Origin of the sequence: Halorubrum sp. SP3 (assembly GCF_005435195.1) — an archaeon.
GTDB classification, from domain to species: Archaea; Halobacteriota; Halobacteria; order Halobacteriales; family Haloferacaceae; genus Halorubrum; species Halorubrum sodomense.
Genome location: NZ_SGTU01000002.1, coordinates 68,934 through 84,356 on the forward strand (window position 1 = coordinate 68,934; position 15,423 = coordinate 84,356).

The 15,423-nt window shown below is 69.5% G+C and carries 15 protein-coding genes and 1 tRNA gene; 4 read left to right on the forward strand and 12 right to left on the reverse strand.

Features of this window, described 5'->3' with window-relative positions; all coding sequences use genetic code 11:
* Window positions 1–24: 24 nt before the first annotated feature.
* From EXE42_RS01755 to EXE42_RS01785, 7 genes are read right to left on the reverse strand one after another with little or no spacing between them, the layout of a single operon-like run.
* Window positions 25–798 carry a hypothetical protein gene (locus EXE42_RS01755; RefSeq protein ID WP_092922701.1) on the reverse strand — a complete coding sequence of 258 codons (774 nt, stop codon included), beginning with the start codon at window positions 796–798 and terminating at the stop codon, window positions 25–27.
* Window positions 795–1,280 (reverse strand): hypothetical protein, encoded by a 486-nt coding sequence (locus tag EXE42_RS01760; protein ID WP_092922704.1) that lies wholly within the window; start codon window positions 1,278–1,280, stop codon window positions 795–797. Before EXE42_RS01760 ends, EXE42_RS01755 begins: the two co-directional genes overlap by 4 nt.
* Window positions 1,273–2,277 (reverse strand): hypothetical protein, encoded by a 1,005-nt coding sequence (locus EXE42_RS01765; protein ID WP_137705770.1) that lies wholly within the window; start codon window positions 2,275–2,277, stop codon window positions 1,273–1,275. Before EXE42_RS01765 ends, EXE42_RS01760 begins: the two co-directional genes overlap by 8 nt.
* Entirely contained in the window at window positions 2,265–2,879 is a 615-nt protein-coding gene (locus EXE42_RS01770) for a hypothetical protein (RefSeq protein ID WP_137693273.1), read from the reverse strand. The genes EXE42_RS01765 and EXE42_RS01770 overlap by 13 nt, the downstream gene beginning before the upstream one ends.
* A 1-nt stretch (window position 2,880) precedes the next feature.
* Entirely contained in the window at window positions 2,881–3,408 is a 528-nt protein-coding gene (locus tag EXE42_RS01775; protein ID WP_092922713.1) for a hypothetical protein, read from the reverse strand.
* Window positions 3,398–5,425, reverse strand: a complete 2,028-nt coding sequence (locus tag EXE42_RS01780) for a type II secretion system F family protein (protein ID WP_137705771.1) — start codon at window positions 5,423–5,425, stop codon at window positions 3,398–3,400. Before EXE42_RS01780 ends, EXE42_RS01775 begins: the two co-directional genes overlap by 11 nt.
* A 27-nt stretch (window positions 5,426–5,452) precedes the next feature.
* Window positions 5,453–9,436 carry a type II/IV secretion system ATPase subunit gene (locus tag EXE42_RS01785; protein ID WP_137705772.1) on the reverse strand — a complete coding sequence of 1,328 codons (3,984 nt, stop codon included), beginning with the start codon at window positions 9,434–9,436 and terminating at the stop codon, window positions 5,453–5,455.
* A gap of 107 nt (window positions 9,437–9,543) precedes the next feature.
* On the opposite strand from EXE42_RS01785, the gene EXE42_RS01790 reads away from it, so the two are divergent.
* Both EXE42_RS01790 and EXE42_RS01795 read left to right on the forward strand, forming a co-directional pair.
* Window positions 9,544–10,242 (forward strand): DUF1405 domain-containing protein, encoded by a 699-nt coding sequence (locus EXE42_RS01790; protein WP_092922722.1) that lies wholly within the window; start codon window positions 9,544–9,546, stop codon window positions 10,240–10,242.
* 50 nt (window positions 10,243–10,292) lie between these two features.
* A complete protein-coding gene (locus tag EXE42_RS01795; protein WP_092922725.1) occupies window positions 10,293–10,607 on the forward strand; it encodes a nucleoside triphosphate pyrophosphohydrolase in 315 nt (104 codons plus the stop codon).
* Window positions 10,608–10,756: 149 nt separating this feature from the next.
* Here EXE42_RS01795 and EXE42_RS01800 read toward each other — a convergent pair.
* The 3 genes from EXE42_RS01800 to EXE42_RS01810 form a co-directional block, all read right to left on the reverse strand.
* Window positions 10,757–10,829, reverse strand: a tRNA-Arg gene (locus EXE42_RS01800).
* A 51-nt stretch (window positions 10,830–10,880) separates the two neighbouring features.
* Entirely contained in the window at window positions 10,881–11,156 is a 276-nt protein-coding gene (locus tag EXE42_RS01805) for a twin-arginine translocase TatA/TatE family subunit (protein WP_092922728.1), read from the reverse strand.
* A gap of 81 nt (window positions 11,157–11,237) precedes the next feature.
* Window positions 11,238–12,119 carry a hypothetical protein gene (locus EXE42_RS01810; protein ID WP_241988312.1) on the reverse strand — a complete coding sequence of 294 codons (882 nt, stop codon included), beginning with the start codon at window positions 12,117–12,119 and terminating at the stop codon, window positions 11,238–11,240.
* Between the two features lie 34 nt (window positions 12,120–12,153).
* Between EXE42_RS01810 and EXE42_RS18470 the strand changes: the two genes are divergently transcribed.
* The gene (locus EXE42_RS18470; protein WP_158293686.1) at window positions 12,154–12,309 is read left to right on the forward strand and encodes a hypothetical protein; all 156 of its coding nucleotides are present in this window, start codon (window positions 12,154–12,156) and stop codon (window positions 12,307–12,309) included.
* The gene (locus EXE42_RS01815; protein ID WP_137705774.1) at window positions 12,303–12,773 is read left to right on the forward strand and encodes a redoxin domain-containing protein; all 471 of its coding nucleotides are present in this window, start codon (window positions 12,303–12,305) and stop codon (window positions 12,771–12,773) included. Before EXE42_RS18470 ends, EXE42_RS01815 begins: the two co-directional genes overlap by 7 nt.
* A gap of 38 nt (window positions 12,774–12,811) precedes the next feature.
* Here EXE42_RS01815 and EXE42_RS01820 read toward each other — a convergent pair whose 3' ends face one another.
* Window positions 12,812–14,911 carry an AMP-binding protein gene (locus EXE42_RS01820; RefSeq protein ID WP_092922737.1) on the reverse strand — a complete coding sequence of 700 codons (2,100 nt, stop codon included), beginning with the start codon at window positions 14,909–14,911 and terminating at the stop codon, window positions 12,812–12,814.
* A 48-nt stretch (window positions 14,912–14,959) separates the two neighbouring features.
* Window positions 14,960–15,340 (reverse strand): hypothetical protein, encoded by a 381-nt coding sequence (locus EXE42_RS01825; RefSeq protein WP_092922740.1) that lies wholly within the window; start codon window positions 15,338–15,340, stop codon window positions 14,960–14,962.
* Between the last annotated feature and the right edge of the window lie 83 nt (window positions 15,341–15,423).

Genomic DNA, 15,423 nt, shown 5'->3' on the forward strand with positions numbered 1-15,423 from the left:
CCCGTCTCGCTCGCCTTCATCGGCTCAGTCGGAGAACTCGACGCGCGCGACGGTCCGATGGAGGACGAACCGGTCGTAGCGGTCGGCGACGAACGTTACGGCGAGGTCCGACGGTCCGTTCGTCGTCACCGAGATCCGGTCGTGGTCGGCCGCGAGGTCGCGGTAGTAACGCTCCCAGACGGTCGCCTGCGTGGAGTTAATAGTCAGCGTGACGTTCGCGGCGGCGGTCCGGTCGTCGACGGCGACCGCTCGGGCCGTGCGCTCCCCGACGACGAGAACCGTTCGCTCGCCGCTCGCCGTCTGCGGCGGACCGGAGAGCCCGTACAGTGAGTAGACGATCGTCTCGCCGACGAGCAGGTCGGGCTCTCTGATCATGACGCCGTTGTCGCCTTGCATCCGGAACACCGCGCCGTTCTCGTAGACGATGCGGGTGTCGCCGGCGCCGCGATACGTGAGCGATCCCCGTTCGGTGACCGGGCCCTCCATGCCGCTGCCGTTGAGTCGGAACTCGGACGCCGATTCGAACGCGAGCTCGCCACCGCCGAGTCGGAGTTCCGTCGCCCGGCTCGGGACGCCGTCCTGGCTGAGGTCGTTAAGATTGTCGTGGAGGACGTCGAACGCGCGCTCGACGTTGTCGTCGCGCTCGGCGAGCCGGGCGTCCTCCAGCCCGCCGAGCCCGACGGTGAACGTCACGGCGATGGTGGACGTGATCAGCGCGAACACCAGCACGAACCCGACGGTCTCGCTGACGCCGCGGTCGGCCGAGCGGAACCCGTCGCCGCGGTCGAGCGGCGTCATCGCTCGCTCACCACCACGGAGCCGTTCGGGCCGGCGTCCGGGTCCCAGAATATCAGGAGGTCGCCGCCGTCGACGGTCACGTTGCGGACCGCGACGCCCTCGCTCGTGCGGAACGGGACCGCGACGCTCGCGTCGGTCTGCCCGCTTTCGAGCGCGATCGTCCCCTCGGTGCCGCTCGCGGTCACGCGGATCCGATAGCCGGTTCCGGCCGCCCTGTTCGGAAGCGTCAGCGACCGGTTGACCGTGAGTTCCTCCCGCGACGACGCGCTCGCTGCGAGCCGGTCGACGGTGCCGACGTCGGCGGCGATCCGCTCGCCGACGACCGTGAGCTCACCCTGCGCCGCGCGTTCGCGCTGCGTCTCGACGAACGACCCGCCCGCGACGAACAGCCCCGAGAGCAAGAGCGTCGAGATCGCGAGCGTCATGACGTAGCCGACGGTGACCGACACGGCGCGGTCGGAACCCTCCGACCCGTCACGCATCGCGCTCACCCGGCGCGAGCCGGACCACGTCGCGGTAGGTCAGTTCCGGTGTCCGGTGGAGGACCTCGACCTCGACGCTGTAGATCCCCTCGACGACGTACGGCCGCGAGCCCCGGCCCGGGTTCGCGCCGTCGTCGCGGTCGTCGACGACAAGGTGGTACGTCCCCCGAGCCTCGTCGCCGTTCTCGTACCGGACATCGTACGGGTCGGTTCCGGTCTGGACGCCCTCGGCCCAGACGAGCGCGTCGAACGGCTCGCCGTTGACCGTCCCGTCGGTGAAGTCGACGGTGTGATTCCCGTCCGGACGCGGCGCGAACGTCTCGGAAGCCGCGTTCGTCCCGTTCGGCGTCTCCCGTTCCACCGCCACGGTGAGGTTGTCGCCGGTCGCGCGCCACAGCGCCGCCGACCACGTCGCGTTGGTGCCGCCGGTCGTCCCGTCGGCCACGACGGTGAACGCGCCGCCCCCCGAGTCCGACAGCGAGCCGGGAGCGACCGTCAACCGGTAGTTCCGCGTCCGAGTGGCGTTGCCCGCGACCGTCCAGTCGGCGGCCGAGCCGCCGGGTGACGTCATGTTTCGGAACCCGGTGTCGCTCTCGTTCTGGGCGACGAAGTAGCCCGTCTCGACGGTCGAGCGATTCACCGATACGTCCGCTATCACCCCGTCTCGCGCGCGCAAGTCCCCGACGGTCCGGGCGTACGTCGCCGCGCTCGCGGCGAAGTCGTCGACCACGCCGTCGGGGCTGCTCCGGTTCCGGTGTTCGCGATACATGATCCCGGCGAGGTCGTCGACCACGCCCTCGCGGAACTCGATCGCCTCCGCCCCGCCGGCGTCGGCGCCGCGCGTCGCGAGGTTCTGCGTGTAGATGACGGTGTTCAACAGGAGCACGACCGCGACGAAGAGGACGGCGAGCGTCAGCCCGGTGATCAGGATGATCTGGGCGCGGTCCTCGTCCTCGCTCGCTCGGCCGCGACCGGGGGGAGAGTTCACATCTGCCATGCGGTGATCCTCACCTCCACGACCGTGTACAGGACCTCCGGCGACCCCCCGGTGACCGGGGGCGCGAAGTACGACGCGGAGCCGTTCTCCGCGAGCGTGTACCCGTCGTCGACGCCGAACCGATCGTCGCCGTACAGGGCCACGCGGACGCTCGCGGTGGCCGCGTTGTCGCTGGGCGACCCCATGTCGACCATCGCGGTGTCGCCCGTCTCGTTGCCCCCCTCCTCCGGGTAGTACACGTCGATGTCGAACGCGATCTGTCGGTCGCCGAACGCCTCCGTCAGCGGGTCGTGGAGCGGGTGCGAGTCGGGCGGCACGCCCGCGTAGGTGCCCCCGTCGTCCGCGCCGACGAACCCGCTCCCGTCTTCGTAGTACAACAGCGCCGCCTCGAGGTCGCCGCTCGCGTCTGCCGTCGAAAGCAGGTCCTGGGCCGCGATCGCCGCCTGGTTCTCGACGTGCTGGTTCGACGTGCTGGCCGAGAGCGGCGTCACGGCCGTCGCCTGCGTCGCGAAGATGAGCCCGGTGACCAACAGCAACGACGCGGTGAACGCTTCCAGCGTGTGCGCCTGCCCCCGGTCGTCGGGGAAGTGTTCGACGAACATCTCACCACACCCGCAGCGTGAGCCGGTAGGTCTCGGGCCCCCGCCGGTCCTCGGGGTCGTCGATCGTGACGATGCGACTGGCGGACGAGACGCTCTCGCTCCGCGGCGGCGCCGGCCCGGCGCGCATCGCGACCGCGGCGCCGTCGGGGTCGAGCGTCCCGACGGCCCCGCGTCGCGTGACGGTGAGGTTGAGTCCCCGGCGGTCGTCGACGCCGAGTTCGGCGTGCAGGTCGTTCGCGTTCGCCGTCCAGGTACAGTCCGACTCGTCGGCGGCCGTCTCCGGATCGGTCCCGTCGAAGAACGCGAGCGTACAGGCGTGCGACAGCGTCGCGGCCGACCCGCCGCCGGCGAGCGACGACTCCGCCAGCCGCGCGGCGCCGCGCTCGGCCACGATGACGGTCGCTCCCTCGCCGACGGCGTACGGCTCCAACAGCGACGGGACGAACGAGAAGGTGAACCCGACCGCGACGAGGAACACGGACATCCCGACGACGAAGTCGAGGACCGTCTGCCCGCGGTCACCCGACATAGATCCACACCCCCAGCGCCAGCGTCATCAGGATCACGGCGAACTTGACGCCGGAGATCAGCTCCGCGTCGCGGATGTAGCCGCTGATGAAGCCCGAGAGGATCGCCTGAATCGTCACCGCGTGGAAGAACAGCATCGAGAGGACGTCCGGGTCGACGCCGCCGCCGCCACCGAAGCCCGCCCCGCCCCCGCCGTCGCTCTGGCTCACCAGGTCGCCCATCACGGCGATGAACTGCGTCTGGAGGATGGCCATCACGCCGAGCAGCGTGATGTACGTCATCACGATGATCGCCACCTGCATCCGGGTCCGGGACTTGCGCTCGCGCTCGATGTCGTCCTGGTTCTCCGAGGCCTGTGCGGCGGTCGTCAACACGTCCGTGATCTGCGAGGACGCCTCCTGCGCCTCGGTGATCAGCTTCACGGTCCGAGCGAGCCGCGGGACCGCGTAGGCGTTGTTGAACTCCACGAGGGCGTCGCGAAGACTCATCCCGTAGTTCACCTTCGCGTGGATAACCTCGAACTCCTCGGCGAGCTTCCCGGTCGACGTCTCCGAGACCGTGCGCACGGACTCGAGCAGCGTCTGCCCGGTGTCGTTCGCGGACGAGAGCTTCCGAAGCGTATCGGAGAGCTTCCCGGTCACCGCCCGACGCGAGCGCTGGTGCCATTCGTAGAAGAACCCGAGGGGGATCAGTACGACGTACACCGGGACGTACACCCACACGAACGCCGACCACACCGGACGGGCGACCCACCCGTCGAACGTCGTCGGCGCCGAGCCGGACGCGACCGCGACGCCGACGATCGCGAGCGACGCGGGAACGGTCAACGCGAGCGTGTACGGGGGGTTCTCGCGGAGGAAGAGGTGCGGCGCGGAGAGGATCTCCACCGTCTTGTGGGTCCCTTCGCGGTCGCGGATGCGGTCGAAGACGCCGAACGTCCCGACGAACGCCTCGACGAGCCCGAAGTGGAGCAGCCCCTCTTTGCTCGTCTGTCGGAGCCGCTCGCTCCCGCCGTCGGGCTGGAGGAAGCCGTCGCCCGGGTCGTCCTGTTTCACGGTCGAGACCAACACGAGGAAGCCGACGCCGACCAGCGGGATGAGGACGTACACCGTCGCGTACAACAGCCGGTCGTCGGCCTCGCCCATCATTCCCATGATGACGAGGATGATGATGAGAAGCAAGGGGAACAAGGAGAGCGTCATGTACATCTCGCCGAACAGCTCCAGCGTCTCCAAGGTCATCTCGCGCTCCTGTTTCGACGTGCGGAGGTGTTTCTCCTTTTTGTCCTTCAGGAAGCCCTCCATGTCGCCGCCGGAGTTAACGATAGAGAGCATGTCGGAGAGGAACTGGGAAAGCTCGTCCGAGGGCGTCTCCATCGACTGCTGGCGGATCGCGTTGCGGTAGTCGGTGCCGAAGTACTCCGTCTCGTTGACGATGCTCTGGAACTCGCGGGACACCTCGCCGTAGGTGTCCTCCGCGGTCGCCATCGCGCGAAGGATTTCGAGCTGGTTGAGCCCGCCGACGGAGAGCGCGTACATGAACGAGACGGAGTCCGCGAGCAGGAGGTTGATCTCCCGTTTCCGCGCCGAGGCCCGCGAGTACGGGACCGCGACGACCCCGCCGAACCCGATCGCGAACCCGATCGATCCGAAGACGAGCCCGCTGAGAAGCACCGCTGTCGGGACGACGAGCGAGCGGAGCAGCTCTTGGACCGCAGGCGTCGGCGCCGGCACGCCGAGCGAGAGCGTCGACGGGTCGATCAGCCCGAGCGAGAACACCCCGTAGCCGACCGCCGTCCCGAGCGCCCACAGCGCGCCGCCGACCGAGAGTCCGACGGCGAGCGCCAGCGAGACGTACATCTCGACCTGATCGGGCATCCGCGCTTCGACGAGTTTGCGCTCGACGTCTCCGACGAAGTCGCCGTCGGCGTCGAACAGTCGCTCGAACACCGGGTAACAGAGCCCGGCGAGGACGTTCGCGTCGACGCCGCTCTCGCCCGCGTCCAGGTCGAGGCTCACGGCTCGGCCCTCGCGACCGACATCGCGTCAGTCGTCCTCCTCGGGTTCGACGGCGTCGAACCCCCAGTCGTCGATGTCGTCGCTCGATTCGTCGTCGAAACCGCCGTCGCTCGCGCCCGTGTCCTCGTCGTCGGTCTCCGTGTCTCCATCTCCGTCAGCGCCCGCGTCGTCGACGCGGTCTCTCTCCCCGTCGTCGATGGCGCTCGACTCGTCGCCGTCGGTTTCGTCGGGCGCGTCGCTCGCGACGGGGCCGCCGGCGCTGAACCCCTCGCTCACGTCCGGCGTCGCGCTCCGATCGGGCGGTCCCGCGGGCGACGAGAGGACGTCGACCCCCTCGTCGAACGATTCGTCGAAGTCGATGCCCTCACCGGAGCCGTCGCCCGCCGGGACCGCCTCGGAAACCCCCTCGAAATCACCGTGCGCGGGACCGGGCGACGGGGCGGCCGAAGGGCCGGAGTCGGTCTCACCCGCGTCGATCGCGTCCGCTTCGGCCGCGTCCGACTCGGCGGCGTCCGCGTCGCCCGCGTCCGCGTCGATCGCGTCCGGCTCGGCGGCGTCCGCCTCCCGTGCCGTCTCGGCGAGGGCCTCGCGGTCGTCCGTCGGACGGGCTTCGATGTCGGGGACGCGGTCCATCTCGAGGAGGGCGTTCGCGACGGAGTCCGGCACTTCGCCGCGGTACGTCTCGAAGAGGTCGTCGGCGGATTCGAGTATCTCCTTCGCCTCTCTTTTGCCCTCCCCGTCCGGCTTCGGACGGGGGACCAGCGCCTCCTTCTCGCGGTCGACGTTGATCAGCACCGACTCCATCTCGCGGAGGTCCTCCAGCGACCGCTCCAGTTCGTCGTTGGCCATCAGCGCCAGCACCGTCTCCGGGTCGTTGATGAACGCCTGGAACGTCGCCGCCACCTGCGCGTAGCTGTTGAACCCGCGGTCGATGAGGTACGCCAACACCACCCGACGCTTGCGGAGCTCCTCGTCGAGGATGGCCCGACTCCAGCCGCGGTCGAACATGATGTCCTCGAGGGTGTTCGAGTCGCCCATCTGGAGGAACTCGTCCGTCTCCGCCTGCCACTGGAACACGTCTTGAACGTTGATCTCGTCGTTCTCGGCGTCGTAGTGGTTGATCTCGGTGATCGACTTGTTCCGGCGCACCTTCTTCCCCTGAACGCGGGTCGACGTCTGGATGGAGACTAAATCGAGCGCCGTGAACATCGTCTTCGAGACGTTGATCGGGTCGGTGGTGAACCGCTTGAGCACCTCGCCGACCGAGTCGGCGTGGAACGTCGTGTAGGTGGTGTGGCCCGTCGACATCACCTGGAAGGCGGTCCGCCCTTCCTCGCCGCGGATCTCGCCCATCACGATGTAGTCGGGACGCTGGCGGAGCGCGGCCTCAAGCAGGTCGAACTCGTCGATGTCGCCCTTGTCGTCGTCGGAGAACGAGGGGCGCGTGACGGAGGCGATCCAGTTGCGCTGCGGGAGCTCCACCTCGCGGGTGTCCTCGATGGAAACGATCTTCGCGTTCGAGGGGATAAACAGGGAGACGGCGTTCAGGCTCGTCGTCTTCCCGGAGGCGGTGCCCCCCGCGAAGATCAGGCTCTTGTGGTTCTCGATCGAGAGCCACAGGAAGGCCATCTCGTCGAGCGAGAACGTCTTCCAGTTGATCAGGTCGATGGGGGTGAACGGGACGTCGTTGAACTGCCGGATCGTGTAGTTGGTCCCGTGGTCGGACACCTCGCGGCCGAGCGTGAGCTGGGCGCGCGAGCCGTCCGGGAGCGTGGCGTCCACCTGCGGTCTGCGCTTCGAGATCCCCTTCCCGGAGCGCTGGGCGAGCTTCACGACGAAGTCGTCGAGCTCGTCGGTGCCGTGGTGGATGTTCGAGATGATCTGCTCGTACTCCGAGTGGTAGACGAAGACGGGGGAGTTGTACCCGTCACAGGAGATGTCCTCGACGTTGATGTCGTACTTGATCGGGTCGATCCGCTCGTAGCCGATGAAGTCGCGCTTGAGGTAGTACAGCAGCTTCTCGATCTGGTGTGCGGAGAGCGTCCGGGCGTCCTCCGCGAGGACGGCCGGCTCCGGGCGGGCGCTGATCGACGGCGGGTCGGACGGCGACTCGATCGGTGGTTCGTACCCCAGCGACTCCGCGATCCGTCCCGCGATGCCCTCCGTCGGGTCGATGCCGAACCGGTCGACCAGCGTGTCCGCGAGCCCGCGATCGTCGCCGTCGTCCTCGTAGAGCCCGTAGCGGTCGAGCAGCGAGCGCGTCTCCTCGACGATCACCTCCTCGCGGAACGCCTCGTCGCCGCCCGCGATCGACTCGTCGGCGTACTTGATCGACGTGCGGAGCTTCCCGGTGAGGAACTCCGTCAGGTCCGTTTCGATCTCCGTGCGGTACGGCTGGACGGCGTAGTACTTCGCCTCGTTCTCCTTCGTCGACCGGAAGACGATGACGAACGCGTACGGCTTGTTCACCCAGTAGCGCTCCTCCTCGCGGAAGTGCGTCTTCTTCGGCATCGGCACCGCCTTCTCGAGGTCGTACCGGTTCGTCAGGGTGGTCCGACCCTCCCCGGTCGAGAAGAACGCGTCCTCGTCGACCTCGGGATTGACGTTCACGGTTCGCTCCTCGACGAGGTCGGCGAGGTCGGCCGCGGCGCCTCCGCCCGCCCCGAGCAGCTCCTCGGTCCGGTCCGGATCGAATCCGAGCGCCTCCGTCTTGTCCTCGTGGGTGAACTCGAGCGGCACCGCCTCTCCCTCCTCGTTCTCCTCGGTCGGCGGATTCCCGTCCTCGTCGAGGAAGAACTCCTCGCGGTAGTCGTCCCACGTGTAGTACCCCTTCAACACCGGGACCGAGTAGGGGTCGTACCGGGCCGCGCACCGGTCCCAGAGGACGCCGCCGACCGCGGCGGCGGCGCGGAACCGGTAGCCGGTCTCGTCCGGGTCGAACCCGAGGAGTGCCGCCGGATCGAAGTCGACTCGGTCCCACTCCTCCGGGGTCGGCGCGCGCGACGGCACCGACTCGACGCCGTCCCCGGGAGCGACGACGACCCCGGAGACGCCGCCGCGACCGACCGGACCGGTGAAAACGGTGTCCGGACGGAGATCCGCGGCGTCGGCGGAATCCACGCTGTCGGCGGAATCGCCGGAATCGGCGGAATCGGCGGAATCGCCGGCGTCTCTCGTCCCGTCGTCATCGTCGGGGGCCGCCCCTGCCTCGTCGGGTTCTGCCGCCGAGGAGTCGCCCTCGACGTCGGCGCCCGCTCCGTCGTTGACTTCACTGCCGTCGGCGTCTCCGGCGGCGACGGGTGCCGGCGGCGACGCCCGTCGCTCGCCGGTCGGCACGACGGCGGCGCCGTCGAGAACGACGGCGTCGGGACCGACGACGAGCGTGCCCCGATCGGGAGTGCCGTGACCGGGAACGGCGGTCTCCCCGTCGGCCTCGAAGGGTTCGTCGACGCCGGCGGCCCGGACCACCTCGTCGACGCCGTTCGGGAGGTGGCGGGCGACCGCGTCGGCCGGAACCACCGGCACGTCCGGTACGTCGGCGTACACGCGCTCCGCGGCGTCCGCTCGGCCGTACTCCGCGAGCAGCGACCGCCAACTGTATCTGTCGGTGACGACCGGTCCGCACTCGGTCGGTCCGTCTCTCGCGCCGAACTCCGAGGGTTCGAACGTCGGCTCGTCCGAATCGCCGGACCCCGTCTGATCTACCGGTTCCGCCTCCGCATCCGCTTCCGCCTCCGCATCCGCTTCCGCCTCCGCCGTCACCGGCGTCTCTTCGTCCGTCGCGTCCGCTTCCTCCCTCCGCGTCTCGCCTGGTATCCCCTCTCCGTCCTCCGCCTCTGTCTCGCCTTCCGCCTCTGTCCCGTCTTCCGCTTCTGTCTCGCCTTCCGCTTCTATCTCGTCTTCCGCTCCGCCGGAGTCCGCCGCCCTCTCCTCGGCGGACGCATCGGACGGCGAGCGCTCCCCCGCGGGTTCGGATCGGGGGGCGGAACGCTCGGCGTCCTCGTCGGTCATAGTCGTGATGACTCCTCATCCGTTGAAAAAGGTGTCTCGCAAAACACCGCGATTGATAATCGACCGGGACAGGCGGATTTTAGGTCCTCGCGCTCCGACCGGCGGCCGTGTCACGTTCCGAACGGTTCCGACGAGTTCGGCAGCTCCGACGGCCCGTAGTCAGGAAGCGGGTCCGGGCGGCGATCGCCGAGGAGCTGCTCGGGACGCCTCGGAGCCTCGCCGCGGTCTGCGGATTCACGGTCTTCATGCTCGCGGTGGGGGTCGGGTACTACGCGCCGACCGCCGGCGCGGTGCCGCGATTCCTCTGGCCGCTGTACGCGGACTCGGCGGTCGCGGTCGCGCTCGGCGGCGCCGTCCTCGCGACCCTCGTGGCGACCGTTCGGCGCGGCGGCGACGTCTCCGCGGACGCTCCCGCGTCGCTGGGACTGGCGTACCTCCACACGCTCGCGTTCGTCTGGCTGATCCAGTTCGGCGTCTGGCCGTTGGTCTCGCTCAACCTCGCGTTCGGCCGGTACGTCGCCGCGCCCGACGCCTGGATCTACTACTGGGGCGTGATCGGCACGCACCTGCTGTTCGTCGGGCTCGCGCTGCTGTTCCCCGCGTTCGGCCGCACGACGCGCGGGGCGCTCGCGGCGGCGCTGGCGCTCGGCGTCGTCAACGTCGTCGTCGACTACGGGTTCGGCTACCACCCGCCGCTGTTGTACGAGCCGGGCGCGCTGCTCGCGGGCGCGACGCTCGCCATCGCGGTCGGCTCCGTCGCGCTCGCGTCGCGCTCGTTCCGGCGGCTGGGAGAGGACACGGACTGAGAGGTTCGAACGCCCCCTGAAGCCAAATGGGTTGACGCCGATCGACCGACATGGCCGGCGAATACGACAAGCTGGTACGAGACGAGATCCCGGGGATCATCGAGGCGGACGGGGAGCGGCCGCGGACGCACGTCGCCGACGAGGACGAGTTCGCGGACCGCCTCGCCGAGAAGTTAGCCGAGGAGACGGCGGAGTACCGGGAGAGCCGCGACCCGGAGGAACTGGCCGACGTGTTGGAGGTCGTCCACGCGCTCCGCGAACTCGACGGGCTCACGGCCGAGCAACTGGAGGAACTCCGGTCCGAGAAGGCCGAGCGACGCGGACGATTCGACGACCGGATCGTTCTCGAACGGGTTACGGAGTAACCTCCCCGAACTGGTTTCGCCGCCGACGGGCGCGACTGGTTTTGAACCTCAGTCACTCCGCTCGCAGATAGCGGGCGCGGCGGGATCCACGTGAGCGAGCGAAGCGAGCGTGGAGCCAGTCGCGCCCGTTCCCTCACTACGTTCGGTCACGGGCGCGACGGGATTCGAACCCGCGATCGAGAGGTTAGGAACCTCTCGCCCTGTCCGCTAGGCCACGCGCCCAGAAGGGGTGAAGAAAACGGGACGGCGGAGATCGGTCGGCGGCGGGGCGGCTTACGCGCTGGTTTCCTTGTCGGTCTCGGTCTCGAGGTCGTCGAGGTCGTCGTCCTCGTCGTCGAGCGTCGAGTCCGCCGTCTCGCTCTCCTGCATGTCTTTCAGTTCCTCTTCGACCTGTTCGCGGCCCTTCTTGAACTCTCCCATCGCCTGGCCGGTCGACCGAGCGAGCTTCGGAATCTTGTTCGCCCCGAACAGCAGGACCAACACGAGCAGGATGATGAGGAGCTCCGGCCCCGCCGGAATGCCGCCGATCAGTGGTGTCGCAGTTACCATGTCTGTCTCGCAGTAACCCTGTGGCGATTATAGTCTTTTTGCCTCGCCGGATCGCCGCGGTCGGCGCGCGAGCCGACCGAGTCAGTCCGGTCGATCGAGGTGTGCGAAGTACCACTCACCGTCGTAGCGGACGAGCGGGGCGACGCCCTCGTCCGTCGAGAGCGCGTCGATGACGGCCGCGAACGCGTCCGAGTGCGGCGCGACCTCCGCGTACTCCGACTCGATCGCCGCGTCGAGGATCGCGCGCTGGTCCGGGGTCAGGCCCTCGACGGATCGGCCGCGTGCCTCCCCGACTGCGCGGCGGAAGCCCCCCTGCGACGAGGCGACGCGGTCGGCGCGAACGGCGACGGTCGGGATCTCGACCGACCGCTCTCCGTCGAACGCGAACCGGAGCAATTCGCCGTCCCACTCGACCCGCTGCCCGTCGTTCCCCGGGACGAACCGCGAGCGCTCCCGTCGCTCGGCGGACGCGTACGCGAAGGTGACCTCGAACGGCGGATAATGCGGTGCGTGGACGAGCGACGCGTTCCCGATCGCGTCGCGGACGGCGTCGCGGTCGTGCTCCGGGAGGTCCGCGAAGGGGACGCTCGACGGCGGACCGAGGAGGAAGGAGTCGACGGAGTCGACGGCGACCGTGTACGCGTAGCCCGTCGCCGGGACGGAGCGGACCGTCTCGGTCCGGACGCGGTAGTACTCGGCGTCGTCGGTGACGACGTACGGCGCCGAGACGCCCGGCGCGTAGTAGCCGCTGACGGTCGCCTCACCGCCGTCGACCGCGGTCCGGACGGCCGCCCGTCCGGCGTGGTCGACGGCGTCGACAGGGGTGCTGAACTCGTTCGAGACGCCCACGGGCGACGCCTCGTCGAGCCGAAGCGCCGTCTCCTGGCGGGCGCCGTCTCCGGAGTCGTCCGCGAGACACCCGGACAGCGCCGTCAGCGAGGCGGTCGCCGCGAACAGTGCCATCCGTCGGCGGGTCGGGCGGCGTGGAGGGCCTGACATGCGCGAGCGTTCGTCGGCGGCGCACTTGATTCCCCCCAACGCCGACCGCGCCGCCGTCCGTCGTTCGGTGACGCGGTTCGGAGGATCGGGGTTCCGGCCGGGCTCCGCCGCCGAAACGGTGATACGCTCGGCCGACGACGATCCGATATGCTAGACATCGGCGACGACGCGCCCGGCTTCACCGGATCGCTCGTGGACGGCGACATCGCGCCGTTCGACCTCTCCGACCGCCTCGGCGACGAGCCGGTCGTGCTCGCCTTCTTCCCCGCCGCCTTCTCGAACACCTGTACCGACGAGATGGAGGCGCTGCGCGACGAGTTCGACCGCGACGACTGTACCCTGTTCGGCGTGAGCACCGATCTGCCACACGCGCTCGGGGCGTACCGCGCGCAGTACGACCTCCCGTTCGCCTTGGTCGGCGACCCCGACCACCGCGCGATCGAGGCGTACGACGTGATCGAGGAGTTCGAACACTACGGCGTGGAGACGGTCGCGCAGCGCGCCGTCTTCGTGATCGACGCCGACGGCGTCGTGACCTACCGCTGGCTCGCGGACGACGCCGGGCAGGAGCCGGACTACGACGCGGTCGAGGAGGCGGTCGCGGACGCGACCGCCTGAGGCGCTCGCCGGACGGATCGCCGTGGGACCGGTCGCGCTCAGGCCGGGTCGCGGAGCGCGTCGAGGGCCTCTGGGTTCTCCATCGACGAGAGGTCCCCCGGATCCTCGCCGACGTACACCGACTCGATCGCGCGCCGGATGATCTTCCCGGACTGCGTCTTGGGGAACGCGTCGACGAACAGCAGCTCGCGCGGCCGGAAGGGCTTGCCGTGTTCCTCGCCGACCAGGGCCCGCAGCTCCTCGCGGAGGTCGTCGCCCGGCTCGACGCCCGGTTCGAGGACGACGTACGCGACGACCGCGGTCCCGGTGGTGTCGTCGGGGACGCCGACCGCGGCCGCCTGGTTGACGGCGTCGTGGTCGATGAGGACGCCCTCGATCTCCGCCGGCCCGACCTTCCGGCCCGCGACGTTGAGGGCGTCGTCGGCGCGGCCGTGGAGGAACCAGAAGCCGTCCTCGTCCTTCTGCGCGAAGTCGCCGTGGTCCCACAGGTCGTCCCACGTCGACCAGTACTCGTCGAGGTAGCGCTCGTCGCCCGACCAGAGCGACTTCGTCATCGACGGGCAGGAGTCGCGCGCGACGAGGTAGCCGCGCTCGCCCGACTCCGTCACCGACTCGCCCGTCTCGTCGACGATGTCGACGTCCATCCCGAGCCCGGGGCCGCCGAGCGTACAGGGCTTCAGCGGCTGGTTCGGCATCGGCATCAGGAAGCAGCCGCAGATCTCCGTCCCGCCGGAGATGTTGATGATCGGGCAGTCGCCGCCGCCGACCGCGTCGTAGAACCAGCGCCACGACTCGGGGTCCCACGGCTCGCCCGTCGAGCCGAGGATCCGGAGCGAGGAGAGGTCGTGGTCTTCGACCCACTCATCTCCTTGCTTGCGGAGCGCGCGGATCGCGGTCGGGGAGATGCCGAACTGCGTGATTCCGTGCCGGTCGATCAGCTCCCAGAAGCGGTCCGGCTCGGGGTGGTCCGGCGCGCCCTCGTACATCACCACCGTCCCGCCGAACGCGTGGTTGCCGATCAGCGTCCACGGACCCATCATCCAGCCGATGTCGGAGACCCAGAAGAACCGGTCGGCGGGCTTCTGGTCGAAGCCGAAGTGGATCTCCTTCGCGCACTGCGTGAGGACGCCCGCGTGGGTGTGGACGATCCCCTTGGGCTCGCCGGTGGTCCCCGAGGAGTACAGCAGCATGGACTCCTGGTCGCTCGGCAGGTGTTTGGTCTCGTAGTCGGCCGGCTGCGAGCCGACCGCCTCGTCCCACGTCCGGTCGCGATCGCCGTCCCAGGGGACGGGGTCTGCGTCGGCGCCGTCGCTCGGGTCGGCCTCGCCGCCGCCGTCGTCGCCGCCCCCGGCGGGCGTCGCCCCGAGCCGGTCGTACACGACCACCTCCTCGACGTGGCCGGCGTCCGCGATCGCCTCGTCCGCGGTCGCCTTCAGCCGGACCTCGTCCCCCCGGCGGTAGAAGCCGTCGCCGGTGAAGAGTACCGAGGGCTCCGCGTCGTCGATCCGCGTCGCGGTCGCCTCGCGGCCGAACCCGGAGAAGATCGGCACCGCGATCGCGCCGACCTTCAGGCAGCCGTAGAGGATCGCGACGACCTCCGGCACCATCGGCATGTACAGCCCGACCGTGTCGCCGGTCTCGATCCCGGCCTCCGTCAGGTAGTTGGCGACGCGATCTGTCTGTCGTCGGAGCTCGTGGAAGGTGACCTCGCGGACGTCGCCCGGTTCGCCCTCCCAGATCAGCGCGACCCGGTTCCGGTTCGGCGAGTCGACGGCTGCGTGGCGGTCGACGACGTTGTGCGCGACGTTGATCTCGCCGCCCGGGTACCAGTCGGAGAACTGCGGGCCGTCGGCGTCGTCACCGGACTGCGTCCGGTTGCCCGCGGAGCGTCGCTCCGCGCTGTCCCGGACCGCCTCGTAGTCCGTGTAAAACTCGATGTCGAGGTAGTCGACGATCTCGTCCCAGAACCAGTCGACGCCGGACGCGGGCTCGCCGTCGACCGTCGATGTGGTGCGCTCGATCAGTTCCTCGTAGTCGTCGATCCCGTACTCGCGCATGAACGCGGCGACGTTCGTCGACTCGGCGAACGCCTCGCTCGGTTCGTGTACGACCTCGTCTATCCCCTCGTACTCGTCCATCTCGGCCGGTGATTTTCGCGGCGACAGTAAGTAATTTTCCTGAGAGACCTACCGGGGGTCGACGCACTCGCCCGCGACCGCGACGGTCTCGGCGTCGACCGTCACCCGCCCGTCGTACAACGCGCAGGTGCCCGCGTCCCACGCGAGCCGTCCCTCCCAGTCGGCGCCCGTCACCGCGACCTCGTGGCGCCCCGTCGCGCCGACGGTGACCTCGAACGCCCGGGCGACGCCGGCGTCGACGCGGTCGGACGTCTCCTCGTACGTCGTTCCGTCGTCGCCCGTGACGGTCACCTCCACGTCGACGGGGGCGTCGCCGTCGTTGCGGACCGTCAGGTCGAGGCGGCTCGGGTCGGGGTCGGAGCCGAGACAGCCGGCGGCCGCGACGGCGACCGTTCCGGCGCTCGCGGTGAGGAGCGTGCGTCGTTTCATGCCGGTCGCTCGTCGCGTCGGAACTTCAACCCCGCACACGCGACTCGCGGTCGTCGACGCCGTCGAGGATCGGGCCGTCGGGG

Coding starts and splice junctions, on each gene's coding strand:
- EXE42_RS01755 (WP_092922701.1), bottom strand. CDS start 798: ATGACGCCGCTCGACCGCGGCGACGGGTTCCGCTCGGCCGACCGCGGC.
- EXE42_RS01760 (WP_092922704.1), bottom strand. CDS start 1,280: ATGCGTGACGGGTCGGAGGGTTCCGACCGCGCCGTGTCGGTCACCGTC.
- EXE42_RS01765 (WP_137705770.1), bottom strand. CDS start 2,277: ATGGCAGATGTGAACTCTCCCCCCGGTCGCGGCCGAGCGAGCGAGGAC.
- EXE42_RS01770 (WP_137693273.1), bottom strand. CDS start 2,879: ATGTTCGTCGAACACTTCCCCGACGACCGGGGGCAGGCGCACACGCTG.
- EXE42_RS01775 (WP_092922713.1), bottom strand. CDS start 3,408: ATGTCGGGTGACCGCGGGCAGACGGTCCTCGACTTCGTCGTCGGGATG.
- EXE42_RS01785 (WP_137705772.1), bottom strand. CDS start 9,436: ATGACCGACGAGGACGCCGAGCGTTCCGCCCCCCGATCCGAACCCGCG.
- EXE42_RS01795 (WP_092922725.1), top strand. CDS start 10,293: ATGGCCGGCGAATACGACAAGCTGGTACGAGACGAGATCCCGGGGATC.
- EXE42_RS01805 (WP_092922728.1), bottom strand. CDS start 11,156: ATGGTAACTGCGACACCACTGATCGGCGGCATTCCGGCGGGGCCGGAG.
- EXE42_RS01810 (WP_241988312.1), bottom strand. CDS start 12,119: ATGGCACTGTTCGCGGCGACCGCCTCGCTGACGGCGCTGTCCGGGTGT.
- EXE42_RS18470 (WP_158293686.1), top strand. CDS start 12,154: ATGCGCGAGCGTTCGTCGGCGGCGCACTTGATTCCCCCCAACGCCGAC.
- EXE42_RS01815 (WP_137705774.1), top strand. CDS start 12,303: ATGCTAGACATCGGCGACGACGCGCCCGGCTTCACCGGATCGCTCGTG.
- EXE42_RS01820 (WP_092922737.1), bottom strand. CDS start 14,911: ATGGACGAGTACGAGGGGATAGACGAGGTCGTACACGAACCGAGCGAG.
- EXE42_RS01825 (WP_092922740.1), bottom strand. CDS start 15,340: ATGAAACGACGCACGCTCCTCACCGCGAGCGCCGGAACGGTCGCCGTC.